Source organism: Rothia sp. HMSC073B08, assembly GCF_001812975.1.
GTDB classification, from domain to species: domain Bacteria; phylum Actinomycetota; class Actinomycetes; order Actinomycetales; family Micrococcaceae; genus Rothia; species Rothia mucilaginosa.
On record NZ_KV811080.1, the window covers coordinates 1 to 17558 of the forward strand.

Annotated in this window: 12 protein-coding genes; 6 read left to right on the top strand and 6 right to left on the bottom strand. The window is 59.1% G+C overall.

Annotated elements, in window-relative coordinates:
* Nucleotides 1-92 precede the first annotated feature (92 nt).
* Both HMPREF2884_RS09470 and HMPREF2884_RS06160 read right to left on the bottom strand, forming a co-directional pair.
* The gene (locus HMPREF2884_RS09470) at nt 93-977 is read right to left on the bottom strand and encodes a lytic transglycosylase domain-containing protein (protein WP_049346496.1); all 885 of its coding nucleotides are present in this window, start codon (nt 975-977) and stop codon (nt 93-95) included.
* A gap of 214 nt (nt 978-1191) precedes the next feature.
* Nucleotides 1192-4092, bottom strand: coding sequence for a multicopper oxidase domain-containing protein (locus HMPREF2884_RS06160; protein WP_070616291.1), 2901 nt, complete (start codon nt 4090-4092; stop codon nt 1192-1194).
* 341 nt (nt 4093-4433) lie between these two features.
* Between HMPREF2884_RS06160 and HMPREF2884_RS06165 the strand changes: the two genes are divergently transcribed.
* Together HMPREF2884_RS06165 and HMPREF2884_RS06170 are read left to right on the top strand one after the other, a co-directional pair.
* The gene (locus HMPREF2884_RS06165; protein ID WP_070616292.1) at nt 4434-5822 is read left to right on the top strand and encodes a glycosyltransferase 87 family protein; all 1389 of its coding nucleotides are present in this window, start codon (nt 4434-4436) and stop codon (nt 5820-5822) included.
* A 29-nt stretch (nt 5823-5851) separates the two neighbouring features.
* Nucleotides 5852-7417 carry a glycosyltransferase 87 family protein gene (locus HMPREF2884_RS06170; protein ID WP_246827938.1) on the top strand — a complete coding sequence of 522 codons (1566 nt, stop codon included), beginning with the start codon at nt 5852-5854 and terminating at the stop codon, nt 7415-7417.
* 119 nt (nt 7418-7536) lie between these two features.
* Here the strand turns inward: HMPREF2884_RS06170 and HMPREF2884_RS06175 are convergent, their stop codons facing one another.
* Entirely contained in the window at nt 7537-9657 is a 2121-nt protein-coding gene (locus HMPREF2884_RS06175) for a hypothetical protein (protein WP_070616294.1), read from the bottom strand.
* Between the two features lie 242 nt (nt 9658-9899).
* Here HMPREF2884_RS06175 and HMPREF2884_RS06185 point away from each other — a divergent pair, with 242 nt between their 5' ends.
* The 3 genes from HMPREF2884_RS06185 (at nt 9900) to HMPREF2884_RS06195 (ending at nt 12942) form a co-directional block, all read left to right on the top strand.
* Nucleotides 9900-10880: a CPBP family intramembrane glutamic endopeptidase gene (locus HMPREF2884_RS06185; protein WP_070616295.1), complete on the top strand. Its 981-nt coding sequence runs from the start codon at nt 9900-9902 to the stop codon at nt 10878-10880.
* A 144-nt stretch (nt 10881-11024) separates the two neighbouring features.
* Nucleotides 11025-12332 (top strand): M18 family aminopeptidase, encoded by a 1308-nt coding sequence (locus tag HMPREF2884_RS06190; protein WP_005507304.1) that lies wholly within the window; start codon nt 11025-11027, stop codon nt 12330-12332.
* Between the two features lie 262 nt (nt 12333-12594).
* The gene (locus HMPREF2884_RS06195; protein ID WP_070616296.1) at nt 12595-12942 is read left to right on the top strand and encodes a hypothetical protein; all 348 of its coding nucleotides are present in this window, start codon (nt 12595-12597) and stop codon (nt 12940-12942) included.
* A gap of 88 nt (nt 12943-13030) precedes the next feature.
* Here the strand turns inward: HMPREF2884_RS06195 and HMPREF2884_RS06200 are convergent, their stop codons facing one another.
* A complete protein-coding gene (locus tag HMPREF2884_RS06200) occupies nt 13031-13777 on the bottom strand; it encodes a hypothetical protein (protein ID WP_070616297.1) in 747 nt (248 codons plus the stop codon).
* Nucleotides 13778-14978: 1201 nt separating this feature from the next.
* Here HMPREF2884_RS06200 and HMPREF2884_RS06210 point away from each other — a divergent pair.
* Complete coding sequence (locus tag HMPREF2884_RS06210; protein WP_070616299.1) at nt 14979-15644, top strand: hypothetical protein; 666 nt, start codon at nt 14979-14981, stop codon at nt 15642-15644.
* 111 nt (nt 15645-15755) lie between these two features.
* Here the strand turns inward: HMPREF2884_RS06210 and pdxT are convergent, their stop codons facing one another.
* On the bottom strand, nt 15756-16394 hold the full coding sequence (gene pdxT, locus HMPREF2884_RS06215; RefSeq protein ID WP_049350439.1) for a pyridoxal 5'-phosphate synthase glutaminase subunit PdxT: 639 nt from the start codon (nt 16392-16394) through the stop codon (nt 15756-15758).
* Between the two features lie 115 nt (nt 16395-16509).
* Nucleotides 16510-17415 (bottom strand): pyridoxal 5'-phosphate synthase lyase subunit PdxS, encoded by a 906-nt coding sequence (gene pdxS, locus HMPREF2884_RS06220; RefSeq protein ID WP_005507298.1) that lies wholly within the window; start codon nt 17413-17415, stop codon nt 16510-16512.
* Between the last annotated feature and the right edge of the window lie 143 nt (nt 17416-17558).

Sequence of the window (17558 nt, forward strand, 5' to 3'; positions counted from 1 at the left end):
TGCCTCCAACCACACTCAACTCTGAAGAGCCGATAAAACGGAATATTCCCAGACGGCTATATAGCCTGGTGGAATACTCAATAAAGCTAAATCTAGCGGCCGGAACTCGTTGTCGAAGGCTTCACCGAAGAACCTGCAGAACCGCTCGCAGATGCACGAGCCGAAGCACTCGCAGAAGCCTCCGCCGCAGCCGATGCCGACTCCTCCGGGGACAGAGCTGTACCGTCCGCATGAACACCAGCCATCGCCGGAGTCACACCATTAACGAAGCTCAACTTCGCCTGCTTGAACTGGTACTCGGGGGAGCAGGTCAGCTTATACTTCGAATTCGCCAGCTCGCGAATCGACTTCACATAATTCTGAGTCTCCTCATACGGGGGAACACCGCCGTACTTCTCCACAGAACCCGGACCCGCGTTATAACCGGCGAGAACCACATCCTGCAGCTCATCCTCATTGGAAGCGTACTTCGCCAAACGAGTACGCAACTCAGCCAAGTAGCGTGCCTGCGCCGCAATCGCATCGTGCGGGTTCAGAACATTACCGCCATTGCCGAAGCTGTAGTGGCCGCCGCTCCACGCGTCATCAGTGAACTGTGCAATACCCTTAGCGCCCTGGTGGGACTCAACGCCCACACGCCAGTGGCTCTCGGTCTCAATCTGCGCCGCCAGTACGCCGGGGCGGAAACCCGCCACCTTAGAGCCCTCCTCAAAATCGGATCGGAGAGCCGCCGGAGCATACGAAAGCTCCGTCATGCCGCAGTAGTCGTCATAGGTGGCTGCCAGGCCGGCAACACCGCCACCCAGAAGGACCGCAGAGGCAATAATCTGCCAATGCGCAAGAACCCCGGCGAGAAAGCGAAGCGGGAAAGCTTTACGCTGCCGAGGAGAAATTTGTTGATCCGCCGGAACGGAAATGTGGTTGGAGGCGCTCGTAGCGTTACGCTCGGAAGGGGCGCCCGAAGTGCTATCTGCCATTCCTATAGACTAGCGCACCATCGCCGTTTATGGTGAAAAAACTCCCCTCCGTTGAGGTGAAAACCATAGTCAGAGAGTTCTTGGCGCGTCTTTACCGGAGTCAACATCAAGTGCAGGTACAGACTCCGTGCACGTGAAGGATGACCCCACCCGGTACACCTTTGACAGGGAGCACCAGGCGGGGTCAATCCATGATGGGGAGCTTCAGGAGTCCCTAACGGTTCGTCACCACGATCTTGCCGGCGGCACCGCGCTCCATCTCCGAGAAGGAGTGATTCACGAACGTGTACGTGCCAGACTCTAGGAACTGCATCTCCACGAAGCCGCCCTGAGCGGGCGCCAAATCGAGTGCCTGGCTGTGGCCGTCACGGCTACCGAACGCATCTGCGCCGCGGCGCATCAGGTAGCCGCCCTCCTTGTAGACCGTGTCGAACTGCGAACCGACCACGTGGAAGCTCGTGCCGTGGTTCGGGCCCGCAGCCATTACCCAAACACGGATACGCTCGCCCTTCTTCACCTGCAGCGGCTTCGCCTTGTACTGGGTTGCGTGGCCGTTGAACATGGTCAGCGTGGGGGTGCCCGCCGCAATCAGCTCCGGCGAGTTCTCCGCCAGCTTGTTACCGTCGGAGGCGGTCTTGCCGGTGTCGTGCAGGTACGCCTCGCCCTGAACCATCACGTACTCATGATCGACCGGGTCAAGGTCCGCCGGGTCAATGATGACCGCGCCGTACATGCCCTGGGTCATGTGCAGGCTCAGCGGGGCGGTGCCGCAGTGGTACAGCCAGATACCGGCACCCTTCGCCTCAAAACGGTAGACGAGACGCTCACCGGGGGCGATGGTCTTCATCGTGTTATCGGGGGAGACCATGCCCGCGTGGAAGTCCAGCGAGTGGCCCATCGTGCCGTTATTGATGAGTGTAATTTCAAAAATGTCGCCGACCTTGCCGCGCAGAATCGGTGCCATGTTCTGCCCGTTGAACGTCCACATGTGAACGGTCACGCCGGGCGCCACCTCGCGGTCGACTTCCTCAACTTCCAGGGTGACCTTGCGGACGGTCTTGCCGTTCACCTGTGTGGCGGTGTTCGGTGCCGGGATGTTCGGGTCGCGGTACTTGTAGCCGCTGCCGGGCGCTGCGGACATGTCAATCCTGCTGTTCGCAACGGTCATGAGGGTCGGAGTGCTACCCGACGCGGCGTGGTTGTGGGTGCCCGTAGAACCGTGGTTGTGGCCACCCTGCGCCACCTGGTTTGCGGAGGCGCCGGTCGCCTTCACCTTGAACACCATGCCCAGGGAGCGGTGACCCGCCACAGAGCAGTAGCCTTCCTGGTCGGCGGTAATGACACCGGCATCAACGGTTTTCGTTTCGCCGGGGTTGATAACGCCGGTGGTCGCACCGTTGTCGAAGGTCAGGTCGTGGGTCATGCCCTTGTCGTCGTTGGTGACCTCGACGACCAGGCGGTTACCGGCGGGGACCTCCACCTCGGCGGGGGTGAAACGGTAGTTGCTGGTCGCCTTCACCTGCACGGTGGTGGTCTGACCGGTCGCAGCCACAGAGCCCGCCGAGGAGAACGACGGCAGGTTCAACGCGGACGGGTTCACGGCGAAGCCCAGCAGGAACGCCATGGCAACCGCGAGTGCCGCCTGGAAGCTCTGCTTGGCGTGCGGGACGGGTTCGGGGGTGAGCGCCTCCTGGTTGAAGACGGGCTTCTCGCCGCGGGCGCGTGCCGCCATCATTTCCTTGCGGGTGTTCACGGACGCCTTCACGCCGCGCACCATGAGCGGAATGAACGCCATGAGCGCCAACGCACCCACGATAGCGACGGCAATCTTAATGGACTGGCCCACCATGGAGCTGGGCATCATGAAGATGAGCAGCGCCAGGTTCACGGCGGTTACGCGTGCCGCCGCGAAACGGCTGAACTCCTTGTTGGAGGCGCGCACCACCGCCGGGCCACCGCCCATACGCTGCGGCAGCAGGTAGCTCATCGCGCCGAGCAGCAGCTGCAGCAGGAAGCCGACCACAAAGATGGGGGTCACGGCGCGCATGTCCAGCTGCGCGAAGGGGACGGTCGCCACCAGGTAGGCGGTCGCTGCTACACCAACAATCAGCCAGAGGAAGCCCATACCCACGCTCATGGGCGGGTACTCATTCGGGCGCTTGGTGCGCAGGGTACGCACCATCACCCAGGCGACAATCAGCAGGGCAACCAGGTAGACGACCAGACCCGCAGCAGCAAGCGGACGCATCCCTAAAATCGCGCCGACAACGGTCAACGCCAAGCCACCGCACATCAGGTACAGGGCGCGCAGGCTGTGGGTGAGCGCCTTATCCACCATCTTGGTACGCAGCATGGTCGGCCAGAACGTCACCAGCGTACCCACCGCGGTAATACCGACGAAGCCGAGCACGTTCACTGCCTCGTGCGCGAGCAGGAACTGCGAATGCAGGGTGCCGGACAGGTTCGGGTAGGCAATCATGCCGCCAAACGCCGCACCGAGGGGCAGCAGCAACGCCGCAACAATGTAGAAGCGAATGGTCACACCGAACCGCGACGGCAGAGCCTGACGCACCTGCTTCAGCAGGTAGATGCCGTGCCAGGCGACCATCGAACCGACAATGAGGGCGCCCACCACCGTGGCGGCGTAGAGGCCGGGCACGCTCAGCTGACCGACCATGCCGATCATGAGCACGAGAATACCGGCGTTCAGAATGAAGATGCGGCGCACCTGGGTTCCGCGGTGCTCGTCAGGAATCTTGATTTTCATGAGCGCTTCGGTGAAGTGCTGCGACCAAATCAGGATCGAGTTCGTAATCAGGCCGAGGGTGACGATGTGCACCATCAGCCAGCCGCTATTCGGGATAAACCTGTGCAGCAGAAGTACGCCGACAAGGGTAAACATCCAGTGGGAGACGGGCTTGGAGGCGCGACGATGCCACGTACCGCGACCGGATGCGCGGCGTGCAATCTCTTCGGGGGTGAGGTTCGCGCCGGGCGCCTCAGCGGGACGCATGCCAATGCTCAGGCCGGAGGAGCCGCCTCCGGAGACGTTCGCGCCTGCGGGCTTGCTGCTAGTGTTCTCGCCTTCGGGTGGGGTGCCGAGATGTTCACTCACGTGATCACTGCTTTCACTGCTGGTTGTTCGTGGACGTCGGTGTGCTGGGCACCATCAGCCCCTGCGTTGGGGCGGGTGCCAATAAGCCCATTATATTGCCCGAGTAGTACCAATTTTGAAGACATTACGTGCATATGAAGGCGGCTTGTAGCGTGATAGTTCTGCTTGCGCACCCGAGGGAACCTGCCCTTGTGAATCTGCCCTTGCGAATCTGCTCTGGGGATTCTTCTCCCCGATGCATCCTTCACAGGTGGGCGCGATAAACTATTAGGATTCCAAAAGTAGATGCCCGCCGACTCTACGCGCGCATCCGCCGGCATTAAGGTAAGGACAAGTAGCTCGTGATAAGGACCGAATCCGCCACCCCCATTTGGGGAAAAATCGCCATTGCGGCACTCATCCTCATGGTGGTGTGCGGTTACCTCTTTGAAATCCTTATTAACCCTTTTGGTGGTTTGGACTTTTCCATCTACCGCATGGGTGCCATGACTATCTTCGATAATGAAGGGTTTACCAAGGATCTATACGCACCGGCATTTGTTGAAATTGGGGTGTTGAAGCTCCCCTTTACCTATCCGCCGTTTGCGGCTCTCGTCTTCCTGCCCTTTGCGTTCCTGCCGCTTGAGGTAGGCAAAGCCATTATGGTGCTGGGAACTACGGCTGCTGCTTGGTGGCTTTCGGCCACTATCTATAACTATGCCCAGACTTCCGGTCGTGCGTTGCCCCTGCAGGGTCGCCTCGGCCGTACCGGAACTATCGCTGCCTTGACCATCGTGGTGATGCTGTGCGGTCCGTGGCGACGTACTTTTGACCTCATGCAGATCAATCCGCTCATTATGGCGCTGATTCTTGCCGATTTTGTGCGCCCGGCGACCCGTGTGCCGCGCGGTGTGCTCGTCGGTATTGCGGGTGGCTTGAAGCTTACTCCGCTGGTCTTCGGCCTGATTCTGCTGGTGCGCCGCGATTGGAAGGGTATCGCAACCCTGGGTGCTACTTTCCTTACCACGATTGCGGTTGGCTTTATTCTTCTGCCGAATGAAGCACCCCAGTTCTGGTTCTCCGCCATTTCTGATCCCTCCCGCGTGGGCGATATTAACTTTGTGGATAATATTTCCATTCAGGGCTGGCTCATGCACTTCGGCCTGAACGGCACAGCCCTCAAGCTCGGCTTCTACGCCTTGGCTGCGCTCAGCGTTGCCCTGGTTGCCGTGCTGCTGTACCAGCTCGAACGCCGTGGTAAGACCCTCGCACAGGTGGCGGTGACCGGCACCCTCATGGTGGCGCTGTCGCCGATTAGCTGGTCGCACCACAACGTCCTCTTGCCGCTGTTGCTGGCAGCTCTCATCCTGGATGCGTTCCCCACCTTTATGGTGCACTTGCCTTCCGCGGCGCGAAAGGTTGCGTGCGTGCTGGCGTGGGTGGCTGGCGTGGGCTTGTACATTTCGCCTCGTATTATTGGCGGCATCACCCAGCTGGACATGAACGGTCTGGAGTTCCTGTGGGCGCCCGGCGTGGCTATTGGTGGTTTTCCCTCCTTCGCCCTGTGGGCTACGGTCATGCTCTGGTCTATTGCCGCGCTGACCGCCCCGGTGCGTGGCGCGCAGGTTGAGCCCGTGCAGTACGGCTCCGTGCGTAGCGATGCGCCGCTGGGCTGGTGGGGTGCCCGCGCCCTGGTCACCGAGCGCACCGAATCTGTACGTACCGATGCTTCTCGGGAAGCAACCGCGTGAGCCGTGAGAAGGAACTAGAAAAGACTCCCGTGAAGAGTACTGAAAAGAAAGCAGAGAAGAACGTAGAGAAGAACACCGAGGCGGTAGCGCCTACGATTCCGTGGGCTTCGGCTTCTGTTGCTGAATCCGCACCGGTTGCGGAACCAGCTGTTGAGAGCGCTGTAGAAAGCACGGAAACTGTCGTTGAGCCCGCCGAACCCTCGGCAACCACCGCGGAAAAAGCGGCGAAGGAAGAAGTCACCAAGGAACCCACCACAGAGCCCGCCAAGCCTGCGCGTCCCTGCTTCTTTGACCGCATCCCCGGCATGCGTAGCGGCGCTCTCTGGGCGCACCTGCTGTTCATCCTGGTTGCCCTCTACGCCTTCGACTACGTGACGCACGCGGCGGCTGACGATATTTACGTGTACCGCCTGGGCGCTGTCTCCCTCGCGGACGGCCCGGACGGCTACCAGCTGTACACCTTCCACACGCGCGGCCTGCCGTTCACCTACCCGCCGTTTGCGGCGCTGCTCTTCTACCCGCTCGCGTTCCTCACCGAGCCGCAGAGCATGCTGCTGATTACCGCCATTATTTGTGCGCTCAGCTACTGGTGCGCGTACCTACTGTACTCCTACGCCCGTAGCCGCTCGTGGCGTCTGCCGTTGCAGAAGCACCTGGGTCACTGGGGCATGGTGTCGCTGATTGCGGCGCTGATTTGGATGTGCGGCCCGTGGCGTTTGACCACGCATTTTGGGCAGATTAACGCCATCATTCTGATGCTGATTCTCGCCGATTTTATGCGCCCGGCAACCCGCGTTCCGCGCGGTGTGCTGCTGGGTATTGCGGCGGGTATTAAGCTGACCCCGCTCGCGTTCGGTCTGCTGCTGCTCATGCGTAAGGACTGGAAGGGCATCGCGACCCTGGGTGCTAGCTTCGCCGCGACCGTGGGTATCGGCTTCCTGGTGATCCGTGAGGAGTCGCTGACGTTCTGGTTCCATGCGGTGCATGACACTTCGCGTGTGGGCTGGTTCAGCTACTTCGATAACGTGTCGATTATGGGTACGCTGACCCACGCGGGCCTGCAGCATCACCTGACGGCTACCGCCCTGTCGGTGGTGCAGGTGGCGTTGACTCTGCTGATTGTGCTGGTCACGGCGGTTCTGTTGGTTCCGCTGATTCGTGCCCGCGCACTCATGGCGCAGCTGGCGCTGACCGCGTTCATGATGCTACAGATTTCGCCGATTAGCTGGTCGCACCACAACACCTGGTACCCGCTGATGCTCGCCGCCGTGGTTATGGAGATCTTCCCGCTCATGTACCAGCGGGTCAGCTCCTTTGTTTTCACACTGGCTGTTGTTTTGGCGACCGCGGCGCTGGTGGGCATGTACATTTCGCCGTTCTGGATTGTGCTGGCGTTCTCCCCGCACTTCAGCTCGGATCAGATTCTGATGGTGCCCGAAGGCTCCCTGGGCCTGATGGCGGGCACCATGCCGTACCAGCTGATGTACCTGTTTATTCTGGTGACGTTCTTTGTGTACCTGGCGAATCGTCAGCTGGTGGAAAATGCGGCACGCGCCGCGGGCGCCGAGCTGGCGGAGGCGAGGTACTCCCGCTAAAGCGGCGGGCGCCTCCAGCAGGTGCACAGGCCTCACCGGGTATAAAAGTATCCCCCGCACCCATCACGGATGCGGGGGATACTTCTATACCCAGCCTGCTGACCTAGTCAGCCAAGCCGCTAGTTAGTGCCGATGCTCCAGGTAACGTTGGAGTCGGTACGAACCTGCAGGTAGCTCTTGTTGCTCTGAACCCACTGAATGCTGCTCTTCACAGGCGACAGGGTCGAGGAGAAGAACGGGTCGTTCTTGGTCGCGTTCAGAACAGTGAAGCCGCGGGTGGTCGGGCCGCTGGTCTGGAACTCCATGGTTGCCTCGGTGCCTTCGTAGGTGAAAGCGTAGAAGTTCATGGTGCTCTGGAACTTCTCACCCTTCTTGTAGTGGGGTGCGGAGTCTGCATCGTAGACGCGGATGGTCCATTCGCCCTTACCGGTCAGCTCCAGCTTGCGGGTGGGGGTGGAGTGGCCGCTCGCGTCAATCCATGCGGTGCCCTTGAGCTCCTTGCCGTCGCGGGTGGAGTCGATAACGCTCACACCCGAGGCGATGTTGCCCTTATCGTCACGGCTGGTGATGAAGGCGTTGACCACACCGTCTGCGGGCTTGAACTCGTAGTAGAGCAGGCCTGCGGACACATCGCCCTTGATCTTCTCAATGTCGATGGTGTCCTTGTTGTCGGCGACGGTCTTCTTGTATTCCTTGAACTCACCCTCGGGCATCTTTGCTTCAGCAGCAGCGATGGGTGCTGCGGAAGAAGCGGAAGTACCTGCTGCCGCGCTCTCAGATGCGGGCGCTGCGGAAGAAGCCTCAGAGGATGCCGCCGCGGAGGATGCCTCAGCGGAAGTAGCCGCCGCGCTCGATGCTGCCGCAGAATCGGAGGTGGGGTTCGAGCCGCCACGCGGAATCAGCATGACAATCGCCAGGATGATAACAATCAGCAGAGCCAACGCACCACCGATAACACCCCAAATCTTGGTGCCGGAGAACAGACCCTTCTTCTCGGAGTCGTCCTCGCCCTGACCTGCGGGCTCGGTGACGTAGGGGTTGCTCAGTGCCACGGTTGCCTGGTCCTGATCGGACACCTGACCTGCGTAGGGCTGCTGAGCGTTGTACGGCTGACCCTGGTAGGGGTTGTTCTGGTACTGGCCGCCCTGCACGTTCTGGCCGTCCTGGAAGCCCTGACCCTGGAAACCCTGGCCCTGGTACTGGCCACCCTGGAAGTTCTGGCCCTGGAAACCATCAGCCTGGTTCGGCTGGAAGCCGTTCGGTGCCTGACCTGCCGGGATGAACGCCGCGTTCTGGCCGCCCTGCGCGTTCTGGCCGGGCTGCATGTTCTGACCGGGCTGTTCCGAGAGGTTCACGGTACGCTCGGACAGGTTGACGGTGCGCTCGGTTTCCGGGGTGTGGAACTCAACGAGCGGGGAGCTCTCGATAGTGTGGGCAGTCTCTTCGGTGGAGGCGGGAGCCTCAGCAACCGATTCAGCAACCGATTCAGCAACCGGTTCAGCTGCCGCCGGTGCCTCGGGGGCAACCTCGGCGACGGGCTCAACAACAACGGGCTCTGCAACAGGTTCGGAAACGACCGGCTCAGAAGCGGCGGGCTCGGAAACAGCGGGCTCTGCAACCGGAGCCTCAACAACGTGCGCCTCAACGGGCTGCTCGGAAGCAACCTGCTCAGGTGCGGGAGCTTCAGCCACAGTCTTTTCAGCCGCAGTCTCTTCAACGGAAGCTTGCGGGGTCAGAACCTGCTCGGGCAGAGCGGTGCCGGTCAGCGGAACCTGAGTCAGGTGACGCATCGGCTTGGGCTCGGAGGACTCCTCAGCGGACTCCTGAACGGACTCAGCCGCGGGTGCCTCTACCTGCTGTGCCTCAACGTGGGGTGCCTCAGCCTGGGGTGCAGCCACCTCCGGAACCTCGACGACCTGCTCACCTTCGAGCTCAGCGGCGAGCTGCTCCAGGTCAACGTCCTCAACGGTCAGCGGTGCTGCAACCTCGGCGGGCTGCTCAGCAACTACGGGCTCAGCAACCTGCTCAGCGGGAGCCGCCTCAGCAGTGGGCTCCTCGGGAATCAGCGGCTCAATAGTAGCCTCTTCAACCTGAATGGGTTCGGGCTCGGGCTCTTCGACCCACAGCTGCCAGCCTTCAGGAACGGGACCCCACGCGGGGTCGGGGCGCCACGTAGGAGTGGGGGCCCATCCAGCAGGAGGAGCGGGCCAGTTGGGCGGCGGATTGAAGACGAGTGCCATAAGAAAGCAGCCTTTCTGGTGCTGAAAAAACACCCCGGAAGAGCGGTCATCAGCGACTATGTATATGAGCGTATTGTCGCTACAAATTATGGCATAGGTTCAGAAAATGAACCCCGTGAATGGTGGGTTTTTAGCCTTATTCACGGCTTTTTCAATGGTTTTGGAACATTCCGTATCAATCAGTACTTGAAGGTTGCCGCATGCCCGGTCACCATCGAGCCCGCGGAGGCTAGGATTAAAGAATGAACACGACACCGCCTCCCGCACCCCCGCAGGTAGCCGCCGGAACCCCCGCTGCTCCTGCGCCTGTTGCAGGTCTTGCCTACCACCGTCTCTCCCACGCCGACCCGAAATCCCGCTGGTTCTCACCCCTGCTGGAAGGTCTGCTCGGCGTCGCCGTATTTATTGGCCTCAACCTGATCATTTCAGTCGCCCTGGCTGTGGCGATTATGGGTTCGGGACTTTCCCTCCAGGATGTAGCTACGAACCGCGCCGTCATTATGGAACACCCGGCGCTGTTCGCGCTGACCTTCCTCTCCCTGATCGCCATTGTGCCTTCGCTCTTTTTGGCGCGCCTGGTCGTGGGCCCGAAGCCCTGGGGTTTGATCCATTCGGTGGCGGGCCGTCTGCGCCGCTCGCTACTGCTTCCGTACCTGGGTTTGAGCTTCGCTGTCTACGGCATCTACTACGCCGTGATGCTGGCGTTGAGCGGTGAGAGCCTGCCCGAATACCGCTATTTTCAACCTCCACAGATTGAATTTTGGGTTTATGTGGCGATGATGCTGCTCCTGGTGCCCGTGCAGTGCTACGCCGAAGAGCTCGCCTACCGCGGCTTCATGATGCAGATGCTGGGCCGCTGGCTCCGCACCCCCTGGCTGCCGATTGTGCTGCCAGCCGTGCTGTTCATGCTCTCCCACGCCTACGACCCCTGGGGTCAGAGCACGATTCTCGCGATGGGTATTTACGCGGGTTTCCTCTGCTGGTACACCGGCGGTCTGGAAGCCTCCATCAGCCTGCACGTGGCAAATAACGTGATTCTGATGCTGCTGTCCATGGTGGCTGGTCTGGATCCGTTCGCCTCCGAAGGCGTGACCCCCGTGGATGCGCTGCAGGGCATCGCTCTGGAAGGCGTGTACGTGGTGCTCGCCTGCCTGATCTTCAACGCACGCGCTCGCCGCGGTGAGGTTTCACGTGAAACACAACCGCTCAAGGTTGATAACTAAAGGCTGCGGCGGGTTGCTCTAGCCCAGCTAGCCCAGCCCGCCCACCCCGCTCCATGCGAGTCTCACCAGGGCTCATACTTCACACCGCGTGGATTATCGGCCCCGGTCACCCCGTCAACACCCAAGAAAAGGTAGGGTTAAACCATGACTGTTGATGCTGTAAAAAATATTGAAGACCTCGCCGCATTCGTGGCGGAGTCGCCGGTCTCTTACCTCGCCGCGCGCACGGTAGCGCGCCGCCTGCAAGCAGCGGGCTTCACCGAGCTTGTAGAGACCGAAGCATGGGACCCGCAGATCGCAACCGGCCGCCACTTCGTCGTCCGTGACGGCGCGATTATCGCCTGGGCTGGCGGCGCGAAGGCGCAGAAGGCAAGCGGCTACCGCGTGCTGGGTGCGCACACTGACTCGCCCTCCCTGAAGGTCAAGCCCTCCTCCTCCATCACCACGAAGGGCTGGCACCAGATTGCCGTGGAGAACTATGGTGGTGCACTGCTGAACTCCTTCCTGGACCGTGAGCTGTGCGTGGCGGGCCGCCTCACCGTCCTTGAGGGCGGGGAGCTGAAGGACCGCCTGGTGCGCACCGGCCCGATTGCGCGCATCCCGCAGCTGGCGCCGCACCTGGACCACAAGCGCAACGAACTGGTGCTGGACAAGCAGTTCAACATGTACCCCGTGTGGGGTGTGGACCCGGCGGAGAATGATGTGCTCGGCTACATGGCGAAGCACGTGATTGACGGCGAGCCGGTCGACCCGCAGAGCATTGTGGGTTACGACCTGCTGTTTGCTGATTCGCAGCCGCCGCGCCGTTTTGGTGCCGATCAGGAGCTGTTCGCTTCCGGTCGCCTGGATAATCTATCCTCGGTGCACGCTGGTTTGACCGCCCTGGAGCGTTACGTTGCCGATAACGCGGATGAGCACGCTACCGAGACTGTGATGCTTGCGGCGTTTGACCATGAGGAGCTTGGTTCGGAGTCGCGTAGTGGTGCGGCGGGCCCGTTCCTGGAGGATATTTTGGTGCGCCTGTCCGCTGCGCGCGGTGAGAGCACAGAGGAGTACCGCCGTTCGGTGGCGGCGTCGTTCTGCCTGTCGGCTGACGCCGGTCACCTGGTGCACCCGAACTATCAGGGTCACCACGACCCGACCGTGCAGCCGCTGCCCGGTGGTGGTCCGTTGCTGAAGATTAACGCGAACCAGCGTTATGCGACGGATTCGGTGGGTGCTGGCGTGTTTGCTGCGGCGTGCGCGAAGGCTGGTGTGCCGTATCAGGAGTTCGTGTCGAATAACAATATGCCGTGTGGTTCGACGATTGGCCCGATTACGGCGACTCGCCTGGGTATGCGCACTGTGGATGTGGGTATTGGTTTGCTGTCGATGCATTCGATGCGCGAGATGTGCCATGTGGACGATATGGCGTACATGACGCGCGCGGTGGAAGGCTTCTTCCGCCTCTAAATTGAATCCCGCTGAGGTATGAACAGCTGGGGAGTGGGCGCCGGGAACGTAGGGTTCCCGGCGCCCTTATTTTTTAAAAATTTTTCGGGGGGGGGGGAGCTGTTTACCTCTTGAATAGGGTCTATGTGTGCTGTAAAGTAACCCACAATACGTTATACACGTGTTGCAGACTACTTGTTTTTGAGAAGTTTTCACCAATGATGGTGCGCCATCAGCTCGTCACCGGCGTAGCGAGCGAACCCCAACATGAAAGGCGGTTCCCATGTTCTTCGATATTTCTCTGATCCCGCTGGCGGTTTTGATCCTTGTGGGTCAACTGAAAAAAGCATCACCAAGGTTGCTAAACAACCCTAGCTATCAAAAGGAGAGGGAGCAGGTGCTAAAGCACCGGCGCATCCTGGATACGCTCGGCGTGGGTTTTGCTCTTGCCCTGATGATTATTCAGTGGGGTAACCCCGCGTTATCGCTTGCCTTTCAGGCGTTCGTTATTTGGTTGATTCCCAGCCAGCTGTATGATCTCTGGCAGAAGTTCAATGTGCCGCGTGGGGTACTCTTCGCGTGTGCTGTAGCCCTGATCGTTATTGAGTTTGGGTTGGCGCTCCTGCCCTAACCTGCACCCTATAACAGTTGTGGCGGTGACCGAATAACGGTCACCGCCACAACTATTTTTAAACAGACTCAGATTAGACGGGGTTCGATTAGACAGGGTTGTCGGGGCTGGGCAGGGTTACCACCTCAGACCAGCGAGTATCCTTAGCGGCCGCACGGTTCGCGTCGCTCTTCTGCTTCACATCGGCTGGCGCCTGCTGCGCCCACGCCTCAAAAGCAACAATGTAGTTCTCGGGGTAGTTTGCCGCGAGCAGCTCCTGTCGGGTCGGGAAGTACTCCTTGCCCTCTCGAATATCGACATAGTTGCTTGCCTTGTAGGGGTCGGCGCTCTGGATGTCAGTGCGCGGGCCGGAGGCTACCTTTCCGCTTGCCACGTTATTGTCATCGATAGCGCGTACCCATGCCGCAGCGTAGGTGTGATCGGCCTTGTTCTTCTCGTACAGTGCCAGGCACTCGGATCCTGCTGATTCAGCTTCGGCGCGGGTGGGGAAGTTCGCCTGGTTGCGCACAACATGCCGCGCGGAGACGTAGGAGGGGAGTGCCGTTCCGCGGTCGGCGCTGATGGCTTCCTGCTGCTTGAGGGTTTCAGCTTTCGCGGTTTCGTCAGGTTCAAGGCAGGGGGCGGTTGCCTTCTTCGCCGCGGAAGAGGAAGCGGACCCGGTGGCGCTTGAAGCTGACGGGGAGGAAGCCACGGTCGTATTCGAGGGTGCCGGAGTGCTGGATGCCGTGCTGGTGGAGCTGCCGCAGGAAGCAAGAAGCATGGGAAGAATCGCCAACGCGGCACTGCGTCGTAGACCGCTGGAACGGAACGAAAGAAAAACAGGGGTGTGGGTCATGAGACCACCTCACAAGAGGGATGGAACGATATATTGCGTCTAAACATACCCGAATATTTGATAGGTGGGCAATGGAAAATACCATCTTAGTTTAAAACCAACACTCTAGACATAAGGTGTGCTACCCAGTAGTCTTAAGGTTCTGACCTGCTTAAACATGAGGTAGACGGGGTAAGAGTGCGGAGATTTTGCAGGTTACCTACTTGTCCCAGGATTGACTTTAGGGCTTAGTGGATAAGAAAAACAACATTGAGGCTATGCGTTCGGTGTTGCGCTACTAGCGTTTTATGCTGCTGAAAGGAAATGGCATCATGAATTCTACTTATAAGATGTTTGCCGTAAATGAGAAAATAATTTTGTATATCTTATTTCTCATTATATTGCAATTTTTTTATATTTTCCCAACTGCCCTGTATACAGATTTCGATAGATTTGTCTCGCCATGTGTTGGGTGGCAAAGCTATTTCTACTTGCCCTTCTTTGTGGTGGGAGTTGTATTAGCTAGCTTGTGGCAGATTTTTAGTATATGGCTGGGTGTCAAGCTTCGCATAGGCATTTTTTGGATTGCGTCGCTATATTTAGTTTTTAAAATATATGGGACTTATGAAATTGTAAAAAGCTATATCGTCAGTCCATGTAAAGTCCCTACAGAATATATGCATGGAATATTGTGGCCATATGATCTACAGGCATTCATTCTCTTGGGTCCCGATATTGTCTCATGCATTATTTTTATAGCAGTTTTTATTGCATGTTCTAAGCGTAGCTACTGGATACCAACCCTCGCATCTATAGCCGCATTTGTTGCGCAGTGCGTCATCTCGCTACTGCTCTGGGAATACGTTAGGGGACTCATTTATTTTCTCCTCTAGTGGCTTCTAGCCGTTGAGGCGCAGGCTCTTACGGAGTTCGAGGTCGCATAAAAGGCGCTCCAACCGTGCCCCTCCGGGCATGTTGGCTTCCGCTGATTATCGGGCAAATAACAATATCTGATGCTGGTGTCTTTGTGCCGTATTTGCTTCAAGAGCCCGGTTGCTTCCGTGTTTGCACAAGTCAAGACGCTGAACAAGCTTGTCCGTCGATTTTCTTTCGAGCTGTTGGATTTTAAAAAATAAACATAATTTTCTCTTGACCACGTATCAAAACCGCCCGTATAGTGAGGGTCAATTCGGTATGTTCCAGCCCACAATGAGGTGACATTATGGCCCTGAATTCTAGGACCCCCAACCCCCGCTATAACGCACTGCGATACGGCGCCGCTCTCTTAACCCTGCCCCTGTTCCTTGCCGCCTGCGGCGGTGCGAACACCGCGGCAAGTAGCACCTCCTCACCCTCCACGGCGAGCGCCTCAGCAACGGCAAGCACCACGCCGCCCATCAGCTGCTCCTCATACTCCGCCGAAGCTCTCGCATCAGCAGAAGCCACCAAGCCCGTCCCGCGCACCGATGAACAATACCCCGCGTACATCCAGTACCGGAACATCCTCGCAGACGGCGCCCACATCATTGAGCCCAGTGAAATCGACAGCAAGTGCCACGCCGCACTCAAAGCAGGGCGGAGCACCTTCCCCGAATACGTTCAAAACATCGATGCCTATAACGCCCACCCCAGCGTCGGACTCACCGACCCCTTCGCCGGTAGCGAGTACCGAGACATCAAGAACCGCAACGAATTCATTCCCCACCGCGCAGACCTGGAAGAAGCCGCCTACCCCGAGATGATTATTCGTCTCTACGAAAAGTGGTACGAGGCAGCCCCCGCAGACATCAAGACGCTCAGCGACGGCAACCGTGCACGATTCCTCGCCACAAGCGCCTACCAGCAGTGGAAGGCCCAGCCCCAAACCCCCAGCAGCTCCCGCCCATAAGTCCACTCACGCATAAACCCGCGCAAAAACAGTTGTGGCGGTGACCGAACAACGGTCATCGCCACAACTCTTTAAACGGTCATTACCGGGCTTATTTTTTTGGGGGAGGGGCTACTTGCCCTTCACCTCGCGTGCCAGAGCCAGTAGCTCCTCATGCACCGTCGTATCGCCCGTAACCTCCGGGTGGAAAGAAATACCAATCAGGTTGCCCGAACGCACACCCACAATCTTCCCCTCATGACGAGCCGTCACCTGCACACCCTCACCAGTGCCAGTCACAATCGGCGCACGAATAAACGCCGTATCAATAACCACCTCATCACCGGCAGGGGTCAGCCACGGCAGGCGCACCTCCGCAGAATCAACCTGCGAACCAAACGCGTTACGACCCACCGAAACATCCAAAACACCCAGCGACTGCTGACCCGGCGCCGGATCATCAATACGCTCCGACAACATAATCAGGCCAGCACAGGTACCCAGAGTCGGCAGACCCGAAGAAATCGCCTCAATCAGCGGCTCACGCACACCAAAAATACGGGTCAAACGGTCAATCGTCGACGACTCACCACCCGGCAAAACCAGCGCATCCAGACCCTCAAGCTGCTCACCAGTACGCACCCAACGCACCTGCGCACCCAGAGACTCCAGCATCTCCGCATGCTCACTCACGCCGCCCTGCAACGCCAAAACACCAACCGTAAAACCCTCACCCGGCAAAACACCGGTAGGCTGAACCTTCTCAACCATCACCGCTCCCTTCACAAAACAACAAACACAACAAACACAAGGAGGGTGGGACCCGCCTCAGCGAACCCCACCCCCTCATCAAACACTCACCCCGAATACGGGGTGCGCGCACGAATTACCAGCCGCGCTCCGCCAGGCGGTGCGGTGCCGGGATGTCAGCAACGTTAATGCCGACCATAGCCTCACCCAGGCCGCGAGAAGCCTCAGCAACCTTCTCCGGGTCGTTGTAGAAAGCAGTAGCCTTCACGATAGCCTTCGCGCGAGCAACCGGGTCGCCCGACTTGAAAATACCGGAACCAACGAACACGCCGTCAGCACCCAGCTGCATCATCATTGCAGCGTCAGCGGGGGTAGCCACGCCACCAGCGGTGAACATCACCACGGGCAGCTTACCGGTCTGAGCAACCTCACGAACCAGCTCGTACGGTGCAGCCAGTTCCTTAGCCTTCACGTACAGCTCGTCGGGCATGGTGTTGTACAGGCCCTGCAGCTCAGCAATCTGACGCTTAATGGTGCGGATGTGCTTAGTCGCCTCAGAGACGTCACCGGTGCCAGCCTCGCCCTTCGAACGGATCATAGCGGCACCCTCGGTGATACGGCGCAGAGCCTCACCCAGGTTGGTAGCACCGCACACGAAAGGCACCTTGAACTGGTGCTTATCAATGTGGTTCACGTAGTCAGCGGGAGAAAGAACCTCAGACTCGTCAATGTAGTCGACCTTCAGGGTCTCCAGAATCTGAGCCTCAACGAAGTGGCCGATGCGTGCCTTCGCCATGACCGGAATCGAAACAGCATCAATGATGCCCTCAATCATGTCCGGGTCAGACATACGAGCCACGCCGCCCTGCGCACGAATATCCGCGGGAACGCGCTCGAGAGCCATGACGGCAACAGCGCCAGCATCTTCAGCGATCTTAGCCTGTTCGGGGGTGACGACGTCCATGATGACGCCGCCCTTGAGCATGTCGGCCAGGCCGCGCTTAACAAGCGGGCTGCCGGTTACGGTGTTGTTATCAGTCATGACCTTATCTTCTCACGTTCTGAGTGTTCGCGCGCACTCACGGGGGCGGATTTTCTGTTCTCTGACACAGTACGACCCCAAGTTCACGTCAGAATGACACAAAACGTCATGAAAAGCGGTTAGAGTAGGGCGGTTCATGGGCT

Bases quoted from the DNA above. Each gene is read 5' to 3' on its own strand.
- pdxT (WP_049350439.1), bottom strand. From the start codon at position 16,394: ATGGTTGAGAAGGTTCAGCCTACCGGTGTTTTGCCGGGTGAGGGTTTT.
- HMPREF2884_RS06195 (WP_070616296.1), top strand. From the start codon at position 12,595: ATGTTCTTCGATATTTCTCTGATCCCGCTGGCGGTTTTGATCCTTGTG.
- pdxS (WP_005507298.1), bottom strand. From the start codon at position 17,415: ATGACTGATAACAACACCGTAACCGGCAGCCCGCTTGTTAAGCGCGGC.
- HMPREF2884_RS06210 (WP_070616299.1), top strand. From the start codon at position 14,979: ATGGCCCTGAATTCTAGGACCCCCAACCCCCGCTATAACGCACTGCGA.
- HMPREF2884_RS06185 (WP_070616295.1), top strand. From the start codon at position 9,900: ATGAACACGACACCGCCTCCCGCACCCCCGCAGGTAGCCGCCGGAACC.
- HMPREF2884_RS09470 (WP_049346496.1), bottom strand. From the start codon at position 977: ATGGCAGATAGCACTTCGGGCGCCCCTTCCGAGCGTAACGCTACGAGC.
- HMPREF2884_RS06190 (WP_005507304.1), top strand. From the start codon at position 11,025: ATGACTGTTGATGCTGTAAAAAATATTGAAGACCTCGCCGCATTCGTG.
- HMPREF2884_RS06175 (WP_070616294.1), bottom strand. From the start codon at position 9,657: ATGGCACTCGTCTTCAATCCGCCGCCCAACTGGCCCGCTCCTCCTGCT.
- HMPREF2884_RS06200 (WP_070616297.1), bottom strand. From the start codon at position 13,777: ATGACCCACACCCCTGTTTTTCTTTCGTTCCGTTCCAGCGGTCTACGA.